Source organism: Saccharothrix sp. BKS2, assembly GCF_047689505.1.
GTDB lineage: Bacteria > Actinomycetota > Actinomycetes > Mycobacteriales > Pseudonocardiaceae > Actinosynnema > Actinosynnema lopnurensis.
The window spans coordinates 57185-78777 of sequence record NZ_JAUQOL010000010.1 but is presented as its reverse complement, the minus strand read 5'-3'; the positions used below and the strand labels follow the sequence as shown (position 1 = coordinate 78777).

Here is a 21593-nt window from a genome sequence, read left to right as displayed (position 1 = left end):
GGAGTCGGCCGGGTCCGGGGACCGGCGCGGGGGTGGGGAGCGGTGCGCCCGCCGCTTCCCCATCGGGCAGCCGTGCGGGTTCACTCCCGGCTGGCGAAGTCGGGTGGTTGCAGGGTCCGGGGCACCACCAGGAACTCGCCGGACCGCACCGGGCCGAACCTCGGCCCGAGCACGGTCGTGCCCTCCAGCCGTCGAGGTCCGACGAGGTCGTTGTGGAACACCAGGAACTGGGTCTCCCAGGTGCCGTCCGGGCGCACGACGACCTCGCCGGGCACGGGCGAGACGCCGACCGTCCAGGCGAGCCGGACGGTCGCGCCGGGCGGGAAGTCCCGGCCGGTGGCGCGCGGCACGAAGCCGGTGGGCCCGATGCCGGGTTCGACCGCGAGCACCGGCTGCCGCACCAGCACGCGGGCCACGGCGGTGTTGTCGGCCGGGTCGAGGTCGGGCCCGGTGCCGAGCACCGAGCCGCCCGCGGTGGTGTCGACGGCGGCGCGGGCGGGCAGGGTGACCCGCACCTCGGCCTCCTGGCCGGGCGCGAGCGTACCGAGCTCGCAGGTGGTGCAGCCGGCGGCGGGCGGCAGCCGCGGCGGCAGCGCGGTGACCACGCGGACGTCGGTCATCGGCTCCGCCGCGCCGTTGCGGACCCGGTAGGACAGCACCAGGTCCTCCCCGCCGACGAAGGACTCCGCCGGCCGCACCGCCAGGGCCAGCGACAGCGAGCCCGGGTGGTCCGGCGGCCGGACCTCCTCGGCGACCTCCACCGCCGACCCGGCCGCGTTGTCGCCGGGGTTGACGTCCCCGGGCAGCTCCGCCCGGACCAGGTGCCGCCCGGCGGCGACCCCGGTGAGGGCGAGGGTGACCTCGGCGCGGGCGCCGGGGGCGAGGCGGCCCAGCGCGCAGCCGGCCGGCGCGCACGTGCCCGCGGTGGTGGTGACCGAGTCCAGGCGCAGCCCGGCGGGCACGGTCAGCGCCAGGTCCGCCGCGCGCGGCGGGGCCAGGCCGGGATTGGTCACGGTGAACCGCGCGGTGGTCGTGCCGCCGAACGCGACCGCGCCGGGCGCGACCACCCCGGTGACCCGCAGGTCCGGCAGGGGTCGGAACGCGGGCCGCGCCACGTCGTCCGCGCCGAAGTCGACCACCGGGGCGGGGTCGCCGCCGGCGGGCGGGACCACCCACACGCGGGCGGGCCCCTCGCCGTCGTGGCGGGTGAACGCGAGGAGCGCGCCGTCCGGGGACCACGCGGGGCCGTCCGGGTAGCCGCCCACCACGGGGCGGGTGGTCCGGGAAGCCGGTTCCAGCACGCACAGCGCCTCCCCGGACGAGTAGGCCAGGCGGGTGCCGTCGGGTGACCAGGCGGGCGCGTCGTCGGTCCGCCCGCAGCCCTCGGCGAACGCGTGCGTGAGGTCGACCTGGCGGTGGACCCGCGTCCCGACCAGCTCGGCCAGCCAGATCGTCCGCGCCCGCCCGTCCCGCGGCCGCAGGACGGTGGCGGTGGTGCTCGCGGTGGCGGTGCGGCCGGCGTCGGTGGCCGTGCAGGTCACGGTGGTCAGCCCGACCGGGAACAGCGTGCCGGGTCCGGCGTCGCAGTCCGGGGGAAGCGGCCCGCCACCCGCGTCGGTCGCGGTGGCGGTGAGGGGCACGGGCACCGGGTCGCCGTCGGGGCTCACCCCCGCGCCCGCGCCCACCACGACCGAGGGCCCGGCCGCGCGGGTGATGGTGAGGTGCTGCTCGTGGGGCCGGTCGGGGACCTCCCCGTCGAACTCGAACCGGATCGCGCAGCCCAGCTCGCCCGCCGCCCGCGACGACGGCCCGCCGTCGAGCCGCACGTGTTCGGTGAAGCGGACCTCGGTGCCGCCGGGCACGGTCGCCGCGGGCGGTTCGAAGGACACCGACACCCCGGGCGAGCAGTCCGCGACCGGTCGCACGGTCACCGGGATGCCGCTGATGCCCCGCTCCACGGCGGCGGCGACCCGCTCCGGCGGTGCGCCCTCCGCGACCAGCGCGCCGCCGGTGGCCCGGGTGATCCCGGTGGCCTGCCCCCGGCTGTCCAGGCCCTCGTAGGGGGAGGTGACGACGGGCACGCCGACCACGCGGATGTCGCGCGGCTCGTCCTCGCCGCCGCGGGTGGTGAGGTCGGTGACGACCGTGCCGCGCTGCCAGAACGGTCCGCAGCCCGGTGGTTCGGCCGCCGCGGCGGGGCCGGCCGGTCCGGACTCGGTCAGCCGGCACTCCTTGCTGCTCGCGTCGCCCACCAGCACGACGATCCGGCTCGTGCCGGGTCGGTCGAACAGCTCGTACCCGCCGTCGGCGTCGACGCCGCGCGCCACCTCGTGCAGGGCGTTGAACCAGTCCTCGGACACGTCCGGGCCGCCGTGGGCGGGGTCCACCACGACGCCGTCCAGCGCCTCCCGCACCGCCGCCCGCTCCCCCGGTTCGAGCAGCAGCCGGTAGCGGCGGTCGCCGTCGTCGAAGTCCTGGTAGGTGGCCAGGCCGAAGGTCGCGCCCGGCTGCTCCCGCTCGACGCGCTCCATGACCTCGCCCAGGCCGGCGCGCAGCCCCTGGACCGCGTCGCCCATGGACCCGGTGGTGTCGACCAGGAACAGGATCTCCGGCCGCGCCGGCGTCGCCGGGGTCCGCAGGGTCGCGGTGGTGGTGAACCCCTCGGCCGCCGACGCGCCGACGGCGAGCGGCGTGACCCGGGGCTCGGTGACGTCCCCGGTGTCGCGGACGAACGCGATCGCGTCGCCGTCGGGCGACCACGCGGGCCCGCTGTCGTCGGAGTGGGCGTGCGCGGGGCGGGGCACGCGGTCGAGCACGGCCCCGTCCGACACCCGCAGCACGGTGATCCCCCGGTCCCGGTCGGTGACCGCGAGCATCGTGCCGTCCGGCGACCACGTCGGGTCCTCCTCCCCGAACCGGCCGCTCGGGTAGCGGGGGTTCGCGCCGTCGGCGTCCGCGACCACCACCCGGCCGGGCCCCTCCGGGCCGTCGCGCTCGGTGTAGGCCAGCGCCGCGCCGTCCGGCGAGTAGGCCGGGTCGGTCTCGTACCGCTCGGCGGAACCGGTGGCCTGGCGCGGGTCGTCGCCCGCCGCGTCGGTGCTCCAGATGTCGGGGGGCCGGCCGCGCGCCACGCCGATCCGGTAGGGCGTGACGGGGTCCGCCTGGGCGCGGGCCGGGAGCGGCCGGTCCGCCGGGAGCGGGCCGCTCACCAGGCCGCTCAGCAGGAGCGCCACCAGGGCCAGGTGCTTCACCACGTCACCTCACCGCGAAGAACTCGATCTCGGCGAGCGCCACCCGGTCGCCGCGCAGCGACCGGTGCAGCTCGACCACGTGCACCTCGACCTGCGAGGCGCCCGCGCTGTTCCCGATCCCGACCCGCTGCTCGTCCGGCGTGTCGGCCAGCTCCACGTCGAACGCCCGGCCGGTCGGGTAGACCAGGTGCAGCTTCTTCGGGCGGTGGGCGGACTGGAAGTCGTCCGGGTCGCCGATCCGCACGATCGCCTCCCGCAGGTCGACCTCGCGGCCGAAGTCCAGCACCAGGGCCGGTGGCTCCGGGACGACCGGCGCGAGCCAGAACGTGTTCTTCGCGTTGTCGGCCGCCAGCAGCGCCGGGTGGTCGGCGGCCTCGGCGGTGGCGGTGATCGCGGTCGGGCGGACCGGGGTCAGCTCGGCGCCGAAGATCCCCCGGACCTCCCGGGCCCGGTCGAGCGCCCAGGTGTCGACGCCGCCCCGGACGGCGGGCACGAGCCCGTAGAGGCCGACCGCGCCGAGCAGCGCGACCAGGAACGACCAGCGGAGCACCCGGCCGACGAGGCGGCCGACGCCGGTCCGGCGGCGGCGGGTGCCCGCCTTCGCCGGTGCGCGCTCGGGCAGCAGCCGGCGCCACCACGGCCGCGCCACCACCTCGGCCTCGGTGAGCGAGGAGCCGCAGCGGGAGCAGAACCTGCGGGTCGGCGCGTTGGCCTCGCCGCACTGGCCGCAGATCAGGTCGCCGGGGCGGGGTTCGCGGCGCTCGGTCAGGCGGGGGGTGGGGGTGGTCGGGGCCTTCCGGTCGGTCGGCCGCATGGGCGCGGGCCGGCGGGCGGGCGGCTGGTCGCCGGGCGGTGGGGCCGAAACCTGGTCAAGCGGTGGTGCCGGGGTGGGCGGTGCGGTGGACGGCGGTGAGGTGGCCGGCGGTGAAGTGGCCGGTGAAGTGGCCGGTGACGAGGTGGCCGGTTGCGGGGACACCGGCGGGGAGGGCACCGGGTGCGGCGGCACCGGGTGCGGGGCGTTCGGCCGGGGTTCCCACTCCAGGTAGGTCCCGCAGGCGCCGCAGAACTCCGCGCCCGCCCCGTTCCGCTCGCCGCACTGCGCGCACACCATCATGCCCCCACCACCTCCAGGTCCACCTCGACGTGCGCGGGCACCGCCGAGGCGATGGCCGCGCGCAGCCGGGTCCGGTCCACCTCGTCCGGCCGCGCCACGCGCACCCGGACCACCACCCGCGGCGCGTCCTCCGCCACCGGCAGCCCCGGCCGGTCGGTCGAGGTGACGCCGCCGCTGTCGCCCACCTCCACCTGCCCACCGGTCATCAGGGCCACGTGCTCGGCCAGCCCGCGACGCGTGCCGCGCCACCGGTGCAGCTCCACCGCCCGCGCCACCAGCAGCCGGCGGCGCGCCGGCGACCAGCCCTCGCCGACGTCGAGCGCCACCCAGTGCGCGAGCCACTCCAGGAAGTCCTCGGGCGCCAGCCGCGGGTCGAGGTAGGCGGCGAACCCGTCCAGCACCGTGAACACCGGCTCCAGCACCTCGTCGAGCGCCGCCAGGAACCGCTGCGTGAACAGGTCCTCCAGGTACACGGCGGGCAGCCGGTCGGCCAGCGGGTGCGGGGTCACCTCGACACCCGCACCTGGTGCCCGTAGGAGAACGCCAGCCCGTTGGCCGGCAGGTCCAGCCGCGCCGCGGCGGCGCCGCGCTCGCCGGTCACCGGGTCCGCGCCGAACAGCTTGATCTCCTCGACCAGCTCCACCCCGGGCAGGCGCTGGAGCACCGCGAACACCTCGCCCGACTGCACGGGCCGCCCGAACGGCCACCCGGTGCCGCCCGGACCGCCGCTGACCGGGTTGAAGTAGTCGTACAGCGCCCGCACGGCCCGCGTCCGCAGCACCTCCTCGGGCGTGCCCGCGGCGGCGTTGAGCCGCGCCACCACCGTGACCCCCTGGTAGAACGGCGGCTCCACGGACACCCGCGCGCCGACGCACCGGCGTTCCTCCAGGTACCGCTCGATGCGCTCGCGCACCTCCGCACCCGGCTGGAGCGCGCCGAAGTCCGACCCCTCGTCCGCCGCGACCGACGGCACCACCAGCACCCGCACCGCGGCCGACCCCGGCCCGGCGGGCACGCACCGCACGCGGCCGATCTCCGGCGCGGCCTCGCGGGTGAGCAGCTCGTAGTCCTCGGCGGTCACCGCCCGGTCGCGGGTGCGCAGCAGCAGCGGCCCGCGCAGCGCCGCGTCCCGCACCGACTCCCCCGCCACCCCGCCGGACGCGGGCCGCCGGTTGGTCACCGAGCTGACGAACGGCGCCGGGTCCCGCTGCACCCGCAGCTGCCCGCGCGCCACGTTGCCGCGCGGCCCGCCGCCCGTGCGGTACTCGGGCACCCGGACGGCGGCCGACTTCGCGGGCACCGCGCCGTGGTGGCGCACCCCGCCGCCGGGCTGCCGCACGGCCGGGCCGAACAGCACCACGCCGCCGACCCGGTCGAGCACCACGTGCCGGTCGTCCGGCCCGGAGTCGGCGAAGGACCGCACCTCGCGCCACCGCTCCCAGCCGCCGGGCGCGGCGACCTCCACCACCAGCTCGCCGTCGCCCACCACCACGGGGGTGCGGGCCAGCGGGAACCGCTGGCCGGGCACGCCCTCGGACACGCCGACGGTCTCGCCGCGCACCACCTCGGCGTGCGTGGCGGTGGTGGTGCCGCCGACGGTGGCGGCGGTGACCGCGAGCAGCTTCGGCGGGCGCTGGTAGAACGGCCGGTCGGGCGCCGGTTCGACGGCGCGGCAGCGCAACCAGCCCGCGCGCCGCCGGGCGACGACCGACACGGCGTGCGAGGCGGGCACGTGCAGCACCACGTCACCGGGCTGGTTGAAGCCGCCGGTGGTGTCGCGGTCCACCTCGCACGGGCTCCACCCCGCGCCGTCCCACGCCTCCCACGCCCACGGCGGGTCGCGCGGGTCGACGCCGCGGCCCTCGGCGTGCGCCTCGACGCGCAGCAGCACCGCGCACCCCGGCACCGCGTCCGACAGCCCGAACAGCACCGCGTCGCCCGCGGCGGGCGGGTCGGCGAACACCTCGGGCGCCTTGCCGTCGAGCAGCTCGTCGGTGCGGTCCGCGGGCGGCACGTCCCCGTCGCCCACCGCCGTGACCAGGTGTGCCAGCGAGCACGGCACCACGGTCAGCTCCCGATCCACGGTGAACACCACCGGGTCCTCGACCTCGCCGCGCTCGGTGGCGACCTGCGCCCCGGCGGGCACCACCACGGGCGCGTCGCGCGGCGCGGACAGCCAGAACGTCACGTCGCCGCACGCCGTGGTCGGCGGGAACAGCCGCACCCCGATCAGGTCCAGGAACCGCAGGTAGTGCAGGTCGGGCACGCGGTTGAGCCGGTACAGCAGCTCGTCGACCATGTGCGCGAACGCCTCGATCAGCGTCACGCCGGGGTCGGAGACGTTGTGGTCGGTCCACTCGGGGCAGTGCTGCTGGACGCGGCGCTTGGCCTCGTCGACCAGGTCCTGGAAGCGGCGGTCGTCCAGGTTCGGCGTGGGCAGGGACATCGGCGTCGGCAGGGACATCAGGCGCCTTCCTCGTCGGCCTCGTGCGGCGGGATGACGTAGAAGGGGAACACCAGGTTGCGGGGGTCGTTCGTGCCGCGCAGCGCGTACCCGATGTCGATGAGCAGGGTGCCCCGGTCGACCTCGTCGAAGCCGACCGAGACGTCGTGGAGGGTGATCCGCGGTTCCCAGCGCTCCAGGGACAGCCGCACCTCGTAGGCGATGCGGCCCGCGGTGGCGGCGTCGGCGGGCGCGAACACCAGGTCGTGGATGGCGCAGCCGAACTCCGGGCGCATGGCGCGCTCGCCGGGCGCGGTGGCCAGGATCAGCCGGATGCTCTCCACCACCTCGCGCTCGCCGCCGACCAGCGCCAGCGAGCCGGTCGGGTCCGTGTGCACCGGGAAGGCCAGGCCGCGGCCGATGAAGTCCACGTCATCCCCCGATCAAGACGGTCGGGCAGCCGGCCAGCACCGGTGCGCCGCAGCCCGCCAGGTCGCCGACCCGGGCCGCCGGACGACCGCCGATCAGCACGGTCGGGCAGCCGGGCGGCAGCACGGGCGTCGGCGGGTGCGGTGGCAGGCCGGGGAACGAGCACGTGTGCGCGCCGCCGACGGTCGCGGCGGGCAGGCCGCCGACGAGCACGGTCGGCACGCCCGGCGGCGCCAGCACGCCGGGGTGGCCGGTCGGGTCCCCGACCCTCGCCGCTGGTGGCATTCCCCGCACCCCCTAGTTGATCCGGACCACCGCGCCGCGCACCGTGACCGGTCCGCTCGCGGTGAGTTCGGCCTGCCCCTGACCGGCCACGGACACCGTCGCGCCCTCGACCCTGACCCCGGCCCGGCCGGCGGCGGTGAGCCGCGTGCCCGCCTCGATGGCCACGTCGGTCACCGCCTCGGCGGTGATCCGCTGCCCCTTCAGCTCCAGGGGGCCGGCGCCCGCGTCGATGGTCACGCCGTTGCCCGCCTTGATCGTCACGGCGTTGCCGCTGGTCACCTCGACGACCTGGGTCTTCTGGTCGAGCCTGACCACGAACCGCCCGTCACCGCTGGCGATGACGACGCCCTCGTCCTCGACGAACTCGACCCTGTGGTGCCGGCGGGAGACGAACGCGCGCGTGGCGACCGCGCCGGTGCCGGCGTCCACCGGTTCCCGGAGCAGCCGCGGCGGCGCGTCCTTGCCGTTGTAGAGGCCGCCGAGCACGTAGGGCGCGTCGAAGTCGCCGTGCTCGAAGCCCACCAGCACCTCGTCGCCGACCTCGGGCAGCGCGAGCGCGCCGTAGCCGTTGCCCGCGCTCGCGTGCACGGTGCGCGCCCAGCCGCTGGTGAAGTCCGCGGCCAGCCAGGGGAAGGTGAGCTTCACCCGGCCGGTCTTCGCCGGGTCGCGCACGTCGCTGACCACGGCGGGCACCAGGCCGCGGCCCGCCGCGCCGCGCGGGCCGCCGTTGGCCAGCCCGTACAGGGAGCGCTCCTGGCGGCCGGACACGGTGAACTCGGTGGTGTAGCCGACGTCGGCGGAGAACAGGTGCCGGGTGCTGGTCAGGGTGTACCTGCCGGAGAACGGCTCGCCGATGTTGGTCAGCGCCACCGCGGTGCCCGCGCGCAGCTCGGGGTTGCCGCGCGCCACGCCCGCCAGCTCCGCGCACGCCCCGCCGAGCTGCGCGGCCAGCGCCGCGGCGGCGGCCGTGACCGCGCTCTGGGTGCGGTGCGCGCCGGCGGCGAGGAAGGGCGGGGCGGCGAACTTCCCGGCCAGCGCCACCGGGTCCACGCCGGGGATCTCGGTGCCCGCGGCGGTGGCCGGCCGGACGCCCAGGACGTGCTGCTTGCCCTCCACGTCCCAGCCCCGCACCTGCGCCTCGGGCACCTGCTCGGCGGCGGTGACCGCGGCGCGCAGGGACAGCAGGGTGCGGTGCATCTCCAGCACCAGCGGGCTCGTCGCGGCCTTGGCGGTGGGCGCGGGCGCGGCGGTCGGCTCCTCGGGCAGGCGGAACTCCAGCCTGCCCCCGACCACCGCGATCTGGGCGCCGACCAGCGCGGCGAGCCGGGACAGGAAGTCCCAGTCGCTCGTGCCGTCCTGGCTGAGCTGGGTGTGGGGGCGGCCGAAACCGCGCACGTCGTCGACCCGCCCCACCGGGATGCGCGCGCGCCCGGCGACCTTGCGGACCACGTCGGCGATGGTCATGTTCGGGTAGGAGGCCACCCGGTGGCCGCGGAACAGGCGGTGCGCCAGGTCGTAGCCGCGGACCTCGGTGAACGTGCCGCCCGCGTCGAACTCCACGCCGAGCGCGGTGACCTCGCCGGTCATCAGCGGCCGCGGCCCGCCCGGCCCGGAGGTCTGCACCTTCAGCGCGATCGGCGCGCCGATCCGGAAGCGGCCCTTGCCGAGCACGACGTGCCCGGGGTCGCGGAAGCGCAGCACGAACTGGTCCGGCAGGTTGCGGCTGCCGTCCACGTAGGCGTGGGTGAGCATGCCCTTCACGTCCGCGGGCAGCGGACCGCCGCCCACCTCGACCACCAGCGAGTTGGCGAAGGACTCAGCGACCACCGCGCACCTCCTCCAGGGCGGGCACCAGCAGCCGCCGGCCCGGCCGCAACCGCATCGGGTCGTCGATGTCGTTGGCCTCGGCGATCTCCCGCCACAGCCCGGGGTCGCCGTAGGCGCGGTAGGCCAGGGACTGGAGGGTGTCGCCCGAGACCACGACGTGCGAATCGCGGGCCGCGAGGGCGCCCGAGGTCGGGTTCTGCCCGCCCGGCTCGCCGGCGATCTCCTCCAGCTCGACCGAGCAGGTGGCCCGCACCGGCACGCCGGCGGGCGTGAACAGGGTGTACCTGGCGCTGACGCTCGCCACGAACGCGGGGAACCCGGTCATCCCGCCCCACTTGAACACCACCCACGGCGGCGAGCCCTTGCCCTGCCGCCGGCTGTCCTCGGTGGGCACGCAGCAGGCGAACAGCTGCTCGACCTTGCGCACCACGCCGTCGTCCATGCGCTCGGTGGCGTCGAGGAAGACCTCCAGGGCGAGCCGGCACGGCTCGGAGCCCTTGAATTCCGGGGTGCCGCTCTTGGGCACGTTCGGCTGGGGCGTGCGCTCCCACCGGGCGTTCTTGGTCAGCGACAGCTGTTTGGGGTTGAACTGGAGGGTGATGTCGTGCATCAGGCCGCCGGGCTTGGCCGTGCCGCCGGCCTTGGGCGGGTGGTGCACGCTCAGCATGGCCTTCTGGAGGTTGGTCGGGGCGGCGTGGCCGGTGGCCCTGGCGGAGCCGGCCGAGGTGAAGGTGATCGGGGAGGCCACCGCGGCTCACCTCGCCGTGCCGAGGAAGCCGTGGTGGGCCAGCTCCAGGGTCTCGGTGGCGACCTTGGGCGAGTCGGCGGACAGCTGCGGTCCGCTCCACCGCACCGGGACCACGCCGGACAGGGCCCAACTGGCGATCACGGTGCCGCCCAGGGTGCGGGCCTCGATGATCGCGGTCTTGCGCGTGACGCCCGCGGCCATGCCCGCGATCCAGTCGATGATCCTGGCGCTGTCCCGGGTGACCGGGCGGGACAGCCTGACGTTGGAGTACCTGATGCGGGTGGGCAGCTGCCACACCATGCCGTTGTTGCCGCCCTCCTCGCGCTGCTCGAGGGTGAACTCGACGCCCAGCCCGTCGCAGCTGCTGAACGAGCCGAGGCTCTGGTCGTCGATGCGGACCACGAAGCACACCGAGACCGCTTCCTCCACCTGCGTCATCCCTCTCACCGCCGTTCTCGTGTCAGTGCCGTTCCCGTGTCAGTGCCGTTCTCGTGTCAGTGCCACCGGTCGGTCAGCGACCCGCGGCGTTCGCGGTCCAGCCACAGCTCGGCCTTGAGCCGGCGGACCAGCGGGTCGTAGAGCTTGTCGAGCAGTTCTTCCGGGGCCGGGGCCCGCGCCCGTGGTGGCGCCTGGTGGGGGTGCGGCGGCTCGTTCCCGTGGGTGGGCGGTTGTTCGGCCCGCTGCACGGGGGTGGCGGGCGGTGGGGTGTGGACCCGGGGCGGGGGCGGGGCGAACTCGATCCGCTCCGGTGGTGGTGGGGTCGGGGTCGTTTCGGCGCTGCGCTGGACGGCGACCGGGAGACCCAGGCCGCGGCGCGGGGTGCTCGGTGGGGCGGGGTCGGGGGTGGGACCGGGGTCCGGTGGTGCGGGCACCACCGGCATCCGCGACACCACCGGCTCGACCGCAGGCTCCACCACCGGCCCCGCAACCGACCTCATGACCGGTCCGACAGCAGGCCCCACGACCGGCCCCACCACCGGCCGCGCAACCGCCCCGGCAACCTCCCCCGACCCGACCTCCGGCCCCCACCCCCCGGGCGTCTCGACGACGCGCTGCACCACGCCCTCGACCACCCCCGACGGCCCGTCGGCGTCCACCCGGTGCCCCAGCGGCACCAGGTAACCCGGCGACCGCCACGACGCCAACACCCCCGAGAACCGCTCCACCGGGTTCACCAGCGGGTGGTCGGGCACCACCCGCTGGACCGGCGGCAGCGACCGCCACTCACCCCGGTGCACCGGCAGCGCCGGCGGCTCGGCGACGGCCTTCGCCGCCGCTCGTCGGAACGGCCACACGTCCCTCACCGCCCCTGGCTGATCCGGGTGTTGATGCGGGCGATCTCGGCCACGTACCGCAGCCGGTCCGCGTGCTCCAGGTCGAGGATCGAGTCCCACGACCAGTGGAAGTGGTAAGCCACGTACGCGACCTCCTCGTGCAGCCGGTCGGCCGCGTACGTCACGATTCCCCCGGGCGACCGCCCGCGACGTCCACGCTGAACCCGTGCCCGCACCCGGGACAGGCCACCGCCGCGCGCGTGTGCCCCTCGCTGTTGATCCGCCGGTAGACGTCCTGGAGGAACGCCAGGTCGGCCGCGAACAGGTTCTCCACGACCCCGGCGTGCACGTCGGTCACCGAGCCCAGGCGCACGACCACCCGCGCCAGCAGCACCACGGTCAGGTAGGCGGGGTTCTCCCGCACCCGGTCGTCGCGCAGCGGCACCAGCTCGTCCCGCGCGGTGGCCAGGCGCATCACGCCCGACCGGTGCACCACGCCGGTGTCGTCGACGTACCCGCGCGGCAGCTCGAAGGCGAACTCCGTGCGCATCGGTTCGGCCGCCGGGGGGCCGGAGCCCACCGGGGCACCCGCCACCGGCTCCGCGACCGGCGCGGTGGGCGGAACAGCCGTCATCACCCTGCGCATCGCGTCACTCGATTTCCATCATCTCGTAGGTGACGACCAGCTTTTCGGTGAGCACGCTGGTGTCACCTGCCTTGAGCGACCCGATCTCCAGCGACTTCGGCCACGCGTTGGTCAGCTTGTAGCGCTTGATCGCCGTGCCCTCGTAGTCGTAGACGATGATCGCGCCGCCCTTGCGGGCGTTGCCCATCTTCCCGAAGTGCGCGTCCTTCACCCACTTCTCGAAGCTGTTGTCCCCGGTCAGGCCGCGGGTCAGGGTCACCTCGCCCGCCTTGGGGCGGCCGGGCAGCTTCTTGATGATGTACTTGCCGTCGGCCGTGTTCTGCTTCAGCTCGATGACGTCCTGCTCCAGCTTGAGCCCGGACACCTCGTTGATCTGCTTGATCGCGACGCCGTCGACTTCGAGGCCGAACGAGTGGCCGACGGATGTGTCGAGGTCGGGAAGTGCCATCACGAACCGCCTTTACTCGTTGACCAGACTGGTGCCGCCGGAGATCTGCGCCAGGCGGAAGATCACGAACTCGGCGGGCTTCACCGGTGCGATGCCCACCTCGCAGACCACCTGGCCGAGGTCGATGCTCTCGGCGGGGTTGGTCTCCCGGTCGCACTTGACGTAGAACGCCTCGTCGGGGGTGAGCCCGAACAGCGCGCCCTTGCGCCACTCCGTGACCAGGAACGCGCTGATGGTGCGCCGGACCCGGGCCCACAGCGCGTCGTCGTTCGGCTCGAACACGACCCACTGGGTGCCGTTGAGGATGGACTCCTCCAGGTAGTTGAACAGCCGCCGCACGTTGAGGTAGCGCCAGGCCGGATCGGACGACAGCGTGCGCGCGCCCCACACCCGGATGCCCCGGCCGGGGAACGACCGCACGCAGTTCACGCCGATCGGGTTCAGCAGCTCCTGCTCGGCCCTGGTCAGCTGGGTCTCCAGCGCCACCGCGCCCCGGACGACCTCGTTGGCGGGCGCCTTGTGGACGCCGCGCGTGCCGTCGGTGCGCGCCCACACGCCCGCCACGTGCCCGCTGGGCGGGACGTGCAGGTGGTCGCCGCTCGCCGGGTCGAACACCTTGATCCACGGGTAGTACAGGGCGGCGTACTTCGAGTCGTAGCCCGCGCCGTTGAGCCGCCACTCCTTGACCCGCTGCGGGTCGAGGTCGGGCGGCGGGTCGAGCACGGCGACCCGGTTGCCCATCAGCTCGCAGTGGGCGATCATCGCCAGCTGCACGGACTGCACCGCCTCCAGCGGGATCTCGCCGTGCCGGTAGCTCGACATCAGGTCGGGCACCGACACCATGGTGATCTCCTCGACGGCCTCCAGGCCGCCGAAGCCGGTGCGGTCGGCGACGTCGCCCACGTAGTCGTCGGCGGCCACCGCGCGGGGGGCGGGGGGCGCGGCGGGGACGTTGCCCAGCGTGACGCTGCCCCGGTCCGGCCGGGCGAGCGCGGCGGCGGAGGTCTCCTCGACCGAGATCAGCCCGGACTTCTCCCGCACCACGGTGACCACGTTGTCCTTGGTGCGCTTGGTGGTGACGTGGTGCGTCTCGACGACCTTGCCGTCCTGCTTGACCAGCAGGACGAAGCGGTCCTCGGGCGGGTTCTCGCCCTGGGCGTCCGCGACCTCGACGGTGATCTCGCCCGCGTCGAGCCGCTTGGCGGCGAAGCGGTAGCCGCCGAGCGCGGCGGGCCGGCTCGCGGTGGGTTGGTTCACGGCGGGTTGGCCCACGGCGGGTTGGCCGTCGCCGTTCGACCGCTCGCCGCCGACGCGGACCACGTAGCAGTTGGTGCCGCCGTTGAGGAAGTACCCGTACACCGACTGGGCCAGGTAGCGGTCCGGGACGTAGTCGCCGAACACCTGCGTGTACTGGGCCCAGTTGGTCACCAACGTCGGCGTGTTGAACGGCCCCTTCGCCGCGAAGCCGACGAAGGCGGCGACGGCGGTGCCCACGCCCTCGATGGGCCGTGCACCAGCCTCCACCTCCTCGACGTACACCCCCGGCGAGAGATAGGTGGGCATCCGTTGCCTCCCCTGTGGTCGTGCGTGGTCCGAGACGGCTCGCGCCGTGCCAGCGATGTTGCTCGTGGTGCGGTGGGGTGCGGAACGTTCGCTCGGCTGTGCCGGGGTGTGCCGATCGCTGCCCGAAGGTGCAGCCGACCGTTCGGACGGGTGCAATCGCCCGTGTGGTGGGGGTGGTGGCGCGGGCAAGGCAAGGCAGGGCAGGGCGGCACGGAGCGGAGCAGGGGGAGGGCAGAGCAGGGAGGAAGGGCAGAGCAGGGGCAAGGCAGGCGAGGCGGAGTGCGGCAGTGCGATCTCAGTCGTGGCGGAGCGGTTACCCGGCTTCCTCGTCCTCTTCCCGCTGCACCGACACCGACACCGGCGCGGAGGACGGCTCGACGTACGTCTGCGCCACCTCCTCACCCTCCTCCACCACCGGCTCCGCCAACCGCTGCACCGCAGACCCGGACCCGACACCCGGGACCGGGGCCGACATGACGTGGTCGGCGTTGGCGATCGCCTCGCGCTCGAACCGGTCGGAGGGATCGCTGATCCTGACGCCGCCGCCCGCGTCCGTGCCGTCCACCGGCCCGCTGCGCTGCTGCACCACGTGGGTCAGCTCGTGCGCCAGCACGTGCTGCCCCGCATCGGACGACGGGTCGTACTTGTCGCGCTGGAAGACGATGTTCGAGCCGACCGTGTAAGCCTGCGCGTCGACCGACCTCGCGGACTCGTGCGCGGCCCCGTCGGTGTGCACGCGGACGTCGCCGAAGTCCTGCCCGAAGCGGGCCTCCATGTCCTCGCGCACGCCCGCGTCGAGCGGGCTGCCGGCCGAGTTCACCACGTCGTGGACGGACGACTCGTCGACCAGGGCGCCGGCCCCCGCGTTGCCGACGGCGCGCTGGAGGCCCAGCAGTCCCGTCGGGCCGAGGACGTCCGGGCGGCCGGCGGCCGCGGCGCGGCCCAGCAGGTCGTGGTCGTCGCGTTCGACGTGGTCGCCCCTCGGCCGGAACGCGCCGTCACCGGAGAACTCGTGGTCATGCCCGCGCATGTCGCCCCCTTCGGAACTCCTGACCCCATCCTGGACCCGGGCACCCCGCCGGACCACGACCGCGCGGGCGGCGCTCACCGCCCGAACGGGCAGTTCCAGCACCCACCACCGGGATCGCCCGACACCGCGATCACCCGCCCACGCCCTCCGCCGCCAACCCCAGGTACCGGCCGAACTCGCGCTCCCCCACCAGCCGGCCGAGCTTGCGGTACTCGCGGGCCACCGCGCCGACCACCTCGGCCATGCCCACCGGCCGCCCCGCCGCCGCGGCCAGGTACGCGGCGGTCACCGCGGCCGACCGGATGTGCCCGCCGGCCAGCTCGAACGCGGCGGCGAGGAAGTCCAGGTCCACGTCGCCGCGCGGCGCGGACGCGCCCAGGCACCGGTCCCACAACCCGCGGCGCAGCGGCTCGTCGGGCAGCGGGAAGTCGACCACCACGTCCAGCCTGCGGGTGAACGCCTCGTCCAGGTTGGCCCGCAGGTTCGTGGCCAGCACCGCGATCCCGTCGAAGGTCTCCATGCGCTGGAGCAGGTAGGCGCTCTCGATGTTGGCGTACCGGTCGTGCGCGTCGCGCACCTCCGACCGCTTGCCGAAGATCGCGTCGGCCTCGTCGAACAGCAGCACGCCGTTCACCCCCGCCGCCTCGGTGAAGATCCGCTCCAGGTTCTTCTCGGTCTCCCCCACGTACTTGTCGACCACGGTCGCCAGGTTCACCGTGTACAGGTCCAGCCCCAGCGAGGCCGCGACGACCTCGGCGGACATGGTCTTGCCGGTGCCGGAGTCGCCCGCGAACAGACCGGTGACGCCCCGCCCGCGCCCGCCGCCGGGCCTCATCCGCCACCCGTCGATCACCCGGTCGCGGTGCCGGGCGCGCCCGGCCAGCTCGCGCAGCAGGCCCGTCACCGGGGCGGGCAGCACCAGGTCGTCCCAGCCGACGGCGGGTTCGACGCGGCGGGCCAGGCGCTGGAGCCCGGCCGCGTTCTGCGCGCGGGCCCCCGCGCGCAGGTGCGCCTCGGTCACCGCGCCGCCGTCGACCAGCGCGGACACCGAGGCGGCCCGCGCGGCGCGGGCGATCTGGCCGGGGCCGAGCACGAAGTGCGCGGTGGCGGCGGCCGGGTCGGCACCGGGGGCGAGGCGGCCGTCCAGGTGGCTCCGCCACACCCGCGCGCGGTCGGCGGCGGGCAGCGGCTCGGCGTCGTGCGGCAGCGGCGGGTCGGCGTGCCACCGCGGGTCCCACACGCCCGGCCCGAACACCAGCAGCGGCACCGCGGGGTGGGTGAGGTCGGCGGGCGGCGGCTCGTCCTCCACCGGCCCGAGCACCACGCCCGCGCCGCGCAGCACGGCCTCGCGCAGCACGGCGGTCCGCGCGTGCCCGTCCGGGTCGGCGCGCACCCGGTCGGCGTCGACCTCCAGCACCGCGAACCCGGCGCGCCGCAACGCCGCCGCGGCCGTCTCCCGCGCGCCACCGCCCGGACGTTCCCGCAGGTGGACGAGGCGGACCCCGGCGTGGAGGGCGCGCACCAGCGGTTCCACCCCGGTCGCGGCGGGCTCCTCGTCGACGAGCCGGGCGACACCGGTGAGCGCGGCGTCCGGCCGGTCGTCGCCGAGCAGGTGGTTGACCACCCGGTCGGGCACGCGCAGCGACCGGGACAGGAACGGCCGGTCCCCGTCCTCCACGACCAGCAGCCCGCCGGCGGGCAGCGGCGCGGCCGGGTCCAGCCGCGCCCGGCCCGCCGCGTGCGCCTCGGGCAGGCCGCACAGGCGCAGCGCCAGCCCCGCCGTGGCGCGCCGGCGCGTGACGTCGTCGTTGAGGTAGCCGTAGAACTGCTCGAACCGGCTGTCCACGTCCGGGGCCAGCGCCACCAGCAGCAGTTCCACGTCCAGCCCGGTCAGCCCGGCGGTCCCGGCCAGCCGGCCCAGCCGCCCGGAGGCGGGCGAGTCCCGGAACGGCACGAACGGCTCGCGGCGCCCGGCCAGCAGGGCGTCGATGGCCTCGTCGGACAGGTAGAGGCCGCGGAACGGGTCGTCGGGGTTGTGGTCGGCGCCGCGGCGGGCCGCGACCGCGTCCCGGATGCGCCGCTCCAGCGCGGCCAGCCGGCCGAACAGGTGGGGCAGGCTGCCGGTGTTCACGATCGCCCGCGACCGGTGCCGGCCCGGTGCGCGACGTGGTCGCCGCCCATGGCCAGGCTCAGTCCCTCCTCGACCGGCGGCCCGGCGGCCACCGGGCGCCCGGCCTCGACCGGGGCCGACACCACCACGTCCAGTGACGGCTTCAGCTCGCCGCCCAGCGCCGACCACACGTCGGCGAACGCCCGGTCCTCGGGCGGCGGCAGGGCGACGGTCATCGGCACGGGCAGCCCCAGCCCCGCCAGGGAGCCGGTGAGCAGCCGCGCGGGCAGCGACTCGTGCCGCAGGAAGTTGACCAGCAGCTCCGACAGCAGCCGGTGCTCGTCCTCGGAGCGCTGCGTCCACGCCGTGACCAGGTAGGACAGCTTGATGTGGCGCGGCGGCAGGTGCCGGGCGGCGACCCGGCCGTTCTCGTACTCGTTGAGCAGGCCGCGCTGGCGGCGGCGCAGGTCCTCGCGGATGTCGTAGAGGTAGACGTTGACGGTGGGCGCGTTGCGGCGCGCCGACCAGTCCTTCGTGGGGGCGTCGAACGCCACCTCGACATCCGTGCCGCGCAGGGCGTCGTCGCGGACCAGTCGCCGCAGCGCCTCGTCAACCTCGTGGATCACGCTCCCACGATGGCCGGGCGGGCGGCGGCGGACCAGCGGCGGCGCGGCGGACCTCCGGGCAGTGCCGGCTGCCCGTGCGGGCAGCCGCGGGGTGCCGAAGGCCGCGGCCGAGGTGATCGGCACACCACCCCATCGGCCGGTGCGGCGGGGTCCGCGCCGTGGTTAGCCTTCCGTGGGTTTCCGCGCCGGGCAAAGGAGCTCCGCCATGCCGAGCCGTGTTCGCCACGTCCTCCTCGCCACGGCGCTGGCGGCCGGCCTCGCCGCGGTCACGCAGAACCCGGCGCAGGCCGTGACCTGCAACGCGAAGGCGAACCTGACCGCGGCGGGCGCCTCCCTGCACGGCCAGGCGATCACCCTGTGCCGCGGCGGCACCCCGCTCCCGGGCGAGCCGACGCCGGTCCACGTCGTCGACGACAGCGGTGTGGTGCAGCGCCTGGACCCGGGCACCGGCGCCTGGCACGCGGTGGCGGCCGGGTCCGGCGCCATCACCTACACCTGCGTCGGCACCGCCACGAACACCTACCGGACGGTCAACACGTCCGCGGCGAAGACCTCGGCGAACCTGGTCGCGGCCTGCGGCTGATCCCCCGCGCCCCCGACCGCCGGGGGCGCGGCGCACCCGCTCAGGCGTGCCGGACGCGCTCGTTCGGCACGCAGTGGGTCATCTGGAGCCCCTCGACGTCCCGGGGGCCGTTCGCGCCGAGGTTCTCCAGCCGCTTGCGGTCCTCGTCGGTCAGGTCCTGGCTCGCCAGCGGCTCCAGGTGGGCGACGGCCCCCGGCCCGATGCCCAGCCCCTCGCCCACCCGCAGCCCGAGGTCGTCCTCGGCGAGCAGGAGGTGCCAGACCATCCGCTCCCGGACGGGCCGGTCGCACTGCGCGAGCAGGGTGACGAGGTTGTGCACCAGGTCGTCCCGCTCCCACCGCTGCATGAGCAGGTAGCGCTGGCCGGCCTGCGCGTAGTCGTTGGTCCGGGGGATGCGCTTGCGGGTGAGCCGGCCCTGGATCACCGGCCCCTGCTCGTCGTGCGTGGGGTACCGCGCCTCGCGCAGCCCGCCGGTGATCGACGGCTCGTAGTTGACGTGCGGGTTCGTCCCGGCGGTGTCGTTGTAGTAGGCCATCTGGCCGTCGCGCTGGTTGGTGCGGACCTCCACCCCGTCCTTCGGCTGGTTGACCGGCAGCTGGAGGTAGTTGGACCCGACCCGGTAGCGCTGGGTGTCGCTGTAGGAGAAGGTGCGGCCGACGAGCATCTTGTCGTCGGAGAAGTCCAGGCCGTCGACCAGCACGCCGGTGCCGAACGCGATCTGCTCGTTCTCGGCGAAGAAGTCGCCCACGTTGCGGTCGAGCACCATGCGGCCGACCGGCTTGGCCGGGAACTCGTTCTCCGGCCACACCTTCGTGTCGTCCAGTGGGTCGAAGTCCAGCTCGGGGTGCTCCTCCTCGGTCATGACCTGCACGAGCAGCTCCCACTCGGGGTGCTCGCCTCGCTCGATGGCCTCGTACAGGTCCCTGGTGGCGTGCCCGAGCTCGGTGGCCTGGACCGCCGCCGCGTCGGCCTCGGTCATGCTCCTGACCCCGGCCTTGGGCATCCAGTGGTACTTGACCAGGATCGACTCGCCCTCGCCGTTGAGCCACTCGTACGTGTTGACGCCGAAGCCCTGCATGTGCCGGTAGTCGGCGGGGATGCCGCGCGGGCTGAACAGGTTGACGAGCATGTGCATCGACTCGGGCGTCTGCGACATGAAGTCGAAGATCCGGTTGGGCTCCTGCCGGTGGGTCACCGGGTCCGGCTTGAGGGCGTGGATGACGTCGGGGAACTTGATGGCGTCCCGGATGAAGAACACCGCCAGGTTGTTGCCGACCAGGTCCCAGTTGCCGTCCTCGGTGTAGAACTTCACCGCGAACCCGCGCGGGTCGCGGGCGCACTCCGAGGAGTCCCGGCCGCCGATGACGGTGGAGAACCGCACCGCCACGTCGGTCCGCTTGCCCTTCTCCTGGAACAGCTTCGCCCGGGTGTAGGGCGCGATGGGCTCGTCGCCCCAGCCCCCGTAAGCCTCGAAGTAGCCGAAAGCCACCGCCCCGCGCGCGTGGACCACCCGTTCGGGAATGCGTTCGCGGTCGAAGTGGCTGATCTTCTCCAGGAACTGGTAGTTCTCCAGCGTGGCCGGCCCCCGGGCCCCGACGGTCCGCTGGTTCTGGTTGTCGTAGACGGGGTGCCCCTGCCGGTTGGTCAGCACCGGGCGGTCGTCGTCGGCCGCCGACCCCTTGCTCGCCACGTCAGTCATGGCCGTCGCGTCCACCTTCCGCACGTCTTCCCGGGTCCACTGCGTCCAGGCGGTCTACCCCTGGGCCTGGTGGGGTAACGGGAATTCCCCCTAAAGGGTGAGGGTGCGGGTGCCGCGGACCCGTCCGGGCGAAATGCTCGGGAACCGGGCGGCCGGGGCTCGTCGCCACCGGACCGGCGGCACGGGTCGGGGCACCGCCCGACCCGCGCCGCGACCCGTCACGTGTAGCAGGGCTTCTCGAACCTGAACCCCTCCGCCGTCGGCCCGACGAAGAAGTCCTTGACCATCCCCACCCCCGTGGGCTCCGCCTCGTCCGGCCGGTAGATCAGCGACTGCCGGAACGTCGACTCGTCCGGCGTCCCGGCGAACCGCCCCGCGCCCTCGGGCAGCATCCCCTCGTAGTCGACCGACTCCAGCTGCCGCACCGCCGCGAGCACGCCCGCCCGGGTCAGGTCCTTGTTCGCCGCCGCCTTCTCCAGCGCCGCCTTGAGCGGGTACGCCCAGATCCAGCCCGAGGTGTACCCGTCGTTCGGGGTGACGCCCGGCAGGGCCGCCCGCAGGGCCCCGTGCCCCGGCGAGTCGGTGCCCCACGGCTTCCACGGCGCGGACTGGTAGTACAGCGCCCTGATCGCGGGCGCCGCCGGGCTGGCCAGCAGGCCCAGGTTCCACGTCGGCGAGGTGCCGATGAACTTCCCGGTGTAGCCGCGGGCCGCGGTCTGCCCGACGATCACCGCCGCGTCGGTGGGGCCGACGGTCAGGATCACCACGTCCGGCTTGCCCGACACGATCGCGTCGATCGCACCGCCCTGGTTGTCCTGCCCGGTCTGGGTGACGGTGTCGGAGAAGGTCAACCCGCGCCCCTCGGCGGCCAGCTCGGCGCCCGCGGCCGCGTCGTCGCCGTAGTCGCCCTGGAGGTGCACGGCCATGACGCTCTTGGCGCCCAGGTCGTCCGCGGCGAAGTCGACCGCGTTCATCGACTCCACGCAGTAGTTGGCGCCGGACTCCAGCACCACCTCCTCGACGCCCCACAGCGACGTCCACGACGCGGGCACGACGACCATCTGCGTGTCCTCCAGGTCGGGCAGAATGGCCGCGGTGGTCGGCGAGCCCAGGGTCTGGGTCAGCGCCAGCACCTCGCCCTTCATCTCCTGGTAGACCTGGTTGTGGATCTGCGGGTTGTACTTGTTGTCGGCGATGTGCGTGGTCATGTCGACGTCGTAGCCGCCGATGCCGCCCCGGTCGTTGACCCGCTGCCAGAACGCCTTCTGCGCGTCGACGATCGACGTGGCCAGGGCCTTGAACGGCCCCTCGGTCAGGTCGGAGATCGTGCCCAGGTAGATGCAGCCCCGGTCGGCGTGGCCGGTGTCCGGGCAGGGCTCCGACGTCACCCCGAAGTCGATCCTGGTGCCGCTCTCGTCCTGCACCGGCGCCGCGCCGTCACCACCCCGGCAGGCGACGGCGGCCAACGCCACCACCGACAGCACCGCGAGCACCGCTCTGCGCCTTGCCATCCCATC

General features: G+C 75.0%; 20 protein-coding genes. 1 reads left to right on the top strand and 19 read right to left on the bottom strand.

Translation table 11 applies throughout. The features are described 5' to 3' along the window. Positions 1 to 80 precede the first annotated feature (80 nt). The 17 genes from Q5530_RS21970 to Q5530_RS21890 all read right to left on the bottom strand — a co-directional run bounded on the left by Q5530_RS21970 (position 81) and on the right by Q5530_RS21890 (position 17794). Positions 81 to 3251 carry a translocation protein TolB gene (locus Q5530_RS21970; RefSeq protein ID WP_415364662.1) on the bottom strand — a complete coding sequence of 1057 codons (3171 nt, stop codon included), beginning with the start codon at positions 3249 to 3251 and terminating at the stop codon, positions 81 to 83. A 4-nt stretch (positions 3252 to 3255) separates the two neighbouring features. After that, a complete protein-coding gene (locus tag Q5530_RS21965; protein WP_415364661.1) occupies positions 3256 to 4365 on the bottom strand; it encodes an NADase-type glycan-binding domain-containing protein in 1110 nt (369 codons plus the stop codon). Further along, positions 4362 to 4874 (bottom strand): phage tail protein, encoded by a 513-nt coding sequence (locus tag Q5530_RS21960; protein ID WP_415364659.1) that lies wholly within the window; start codon positions 4872 to 4874, stop codon positions 4362 to 4364. The genes Q5530_RS21965 and Q5530_RS21960 overlap by 4 nt, the downstream gene beginning before the upstream one ends. Next, positions 4871 to 6811 carry a putative baseplate assembly protein gene (locus tag Q5530_RS21955; protein ID WP_415364866.1) on the bottom strand — a complete coding sequence of 647 codons (1941 nt, stop codon included), beginning with the start codon at positions 6809 to 6811 and terminating at the stop codon, positions 4871 to 4873. Before Q5530_RS21955 ends, Q5530_RS21960 begins: the two co-directional genes overlap by 4 nt. Before the next feature lie 17 nt (positions 6812 to 6828). Then, entirely contained in the window at positions 6829 to 7239 is a 411-nt protein-coding gene (locus Q5530_RS21950; protein ID WP_380632892.1) for a GPW/gp25 family protein, read from the bottom strand. Between the two features lies 1 nt (position 7240). Further along, entirely contained in the window at positions 7241 to 7522 is a 282-nt protein-coding gene (locus Q5530_RS21945) for a PAAR domain-containing protein (RefSeq protein WP_380632889.1), read from the bottom strand. Positions 7523 to 7534: 12 nt separating this feature from the next. Next, positions 7535 to 9349, bottom strand: coding sequence for a VgrG-related protein (locus tag Q5530_RS21940; protein ID WP_415364658.1), 1815 nt, complete (start codon positions 9347 to 9349; stop codon positions 7535 to 7537). Further along, positions 9339 to 10097, bottom strand: coding sequence for a LysM peptidoglycan-binding domain-containing protein (locus tag Q5530_RS21935; protein ID WP_415364657.1), 759 nt, complete (start codon positions 10095 to 10097; stop codon positions 9339 to 9341). Before Q5530_RS21935 ends, Q5530_RS21940 begins: the two co-directional genes overlap by 11 nt. Before the next feature lie 6 nt (positions 10098 to 10103). After that, the gene (locus tag Q5530_RS21930; protein ID WP_380632882.1) at positions 10104 to 10535 is read right to left on the bottom strand and encodes a phage tail protein; all 432 of its coding nucleotides are present in this window, start codon (positions 10533 to 10535) and stop codon (positions 10104 to 10106) included. 56 nt (positions 10536 to 10591) lie between these two features. Next, a complete protein-coding gene (locus tag Q5530_RS21925) occupies positions 10592 to 11401 on the bottom strand; it encodes a hypothetical protein (protein ID WP_415364654.1) in 810 nt (269 codons plus the stop codon). Next, entirely contained in the window at positions 11398 to 11556 is a 159-nt protein-coding gene (locus Q5530_RS21920; RefSeq protein WP_380632877.1) for a DUF6760 family protein, read from the bottom strand. The genes Q5530_RS21925 and Q5530_RS21920 overlap by 4 nt, the downstream gene beginning before the upstream one ends. Next, positions 11553 to 12017 carry a hypothetical protein gene (locus Q5530_RS21915; protein WP_415364652.1) on the bottom strand — a complete coding sequence of 155 codons (465 nt, stop codon included), beginning with the start codon at positions 12015 to 12017 and terminating at the stop codon, positions 11553 to 11555. Before Q5530_RS21915 ends, Q5530_RS21920 begins: the two co-directional genes overlap by 4 nt. 4 nt (positions 12018 to 12021) lie before the next feature. Continuing rightward, entirely contained in the window at positions 12022 to 12465 is a 444-nt protein-coding gene (locus tag Q5530_RS21910) for a phage tail protein (protein WP_380632871.1), read from the bottom strand. A gap of 12 nt (positions 12466 to 12477) precedes the next feature. Next, positions 12478 to 14028, bottom strand: coding sequence for a phage tail sheath family protein (locus Q5530_RS21905; RefSeq protein ID WP_415364651.1), 1551 nt, complete (start codon positions 14026 to 14028; stop codon positions 12478 to 12480). Between the two features lie 313 nt (positions 14029 to 14341). Further along, positions 14342 to 15058: a DUF4157 domain-containing protein gene (locus tag Q5530_RS21900; protein ID WP_415364650.1), complete on the bottom strand. Its 717-nt coding sequence runs from the start codon at positions 15056 to 15058 to the stop codon at positions 14342 to 14344. Positions 15059 to 15188: 130 nt separating this feature from the next. Continuing rightward, the gene (locus Q5530_RS21895) at positions 15189 to 17189 is read right to left on the bottom strand and encodes an AAA family ATPase (RefSeq protein ID WP_415364649.1); all 2001 of its coding nucleotides are present in this window, start codon (positions 17187 to 17189) and stop codon (positions 15189 to 15191) included. Beyond that, entirely contained in the window at positions 17186 to 17794 is a 609-nt protein-coding gene (locus Q5530_RS21890; RefSeq protein WP_415364648.1) for a DUF4255 domain-containing protein, read from the bottom strand. Before Q5530_RS21890 ends, Q5530_RS21895 begins: the two co-directional genes overlap by 4 nt. Before the next feature lie 205 nt (positions 17795 to 17999). On the opposite strand from Q5530_RS21890, the gene Q5530_RS21885 reads away from it, so the two are divergent. After that, complete coding sequence (locus Q5530_RS21885; RefSeq protein WP_415364647.1) at positions 18000 to 18377, top strand: hypothetical protein; 378 nt, start codon at positions 18000 to 18002, stop codon at positions 18375 to 18377. 40 nt (positions 18378 to 18417) lie between these two features. Here the strand turns inward: Q5530_RS21885 and Q5530_RS21880 are convergent, their stop codons facing one another. Continuing rightward, positions 18418 to 20076 (bottom strand): catalase, encoded by a 1659-nt coding sequence (locus tag Q5530_RS21880; RefSeq protein WP_415364645.1) that lies wholly within the window; start codon positions 20074 to 20076, stop codon positions 18418 to 18420. 218 nt (positions 20077 to 20294) lie between these two features. After that, positions 20295 to 21587 carry an ABC transporter substrate-binding protein gene (locus Q5530_RS21875; protein WP_415364644.1) on the bottom strand — a complete coding sequence of 431 codons (1293 nt, stop codon included), beginning with the start codon at positions 21585 to 21587 and terminating at the stop codon, positions 20295 to 20297. Between the last annotated feature and the right edge of the window lie 6 nt (positions 21588 to 21593).

Bases quoted from the DNA above. Each gene is read 5' to 3' on its own strand.
- Q5530_RS21880 (WP_415364645.1), bottom strand. From the start codon at position 20,076: ATGACTGACGTGGCGAGCAAGGGGTCGGCGGCCGACGACGACCGCCCG.
- Q5530_RS21965 (WP_415364661.1), bottom strand. From the start codon at position 4,365: ATGATGGTGTGCGCGCAGTGCGGCGAGCGGAACGGGGCGGGCGCGGAG.
- Q5530_RS21885 (WP_415364647.1), top strand. From the start codon at position 18,000: ATGCCGAGCCGTGTTCGCCACGTCCTCCTCGCCACGGCGCTGGCGGCC.
- Q5530_RS21930 (WP_380632882.1), bottom strand. From the start codon at position 10,535: ATGACGCAGGTGGAGGAAGCGGTCTCGGTGTGCTTCGTGGTCCGCATC.
- Q5530_RS21905 (WP_415364651.1), bottom strand. From the start codon at position 14,028: ATGCCCACCTATCTCTCGCCGGGGGTGTACGTCGAGGAGGTGGAGGCT.
- Q5530_RS21945 (WP_380632889.1), bottom strand. From the start codon at position 7,522: ATGCCACCAGCGGCGAGGGTCGGGGACCCGACCGGCCACCCCGGCGTG.
- Q5530_RS21915 (WP_415364652.1), bottom strand. From the start codon at position 12,017: ATGCGCAGGGTGATGACGGCTGTTCCGCCCACCGCGCCGGTCGCGGAG.
- Q5530_RS21955 (WP_415364866.1), bottom strand. From the start codon at position 6,811: ATGTCCCTGCCCACGCCGAACCTGGACGACCGCCGCTTCCAGGACCTG.
- Q5530_RS21910 (WP_380632871.1), bottom strand. From the start codon at position 12,465: ATGGCACTTCCCGACCTCGACACATCCGTCGGCCACTCGTTCGGCCTC.
- Q5530_RS21900 (WP_415364650.1), bottom strand. From the start codon at position 15,058: ATGCGCGGGCATGACCACGAGTTCTCCGGTGACGGCGCGTTCCGGCCG.
- Q5530_RS21875 (WP_415364644.1), bottom strand. From the start codon at position 21,587: ATGGCAAGGCGCAGAGCGGTGCTCGCGGTGCTGTCGGTGGTGGCGTTG.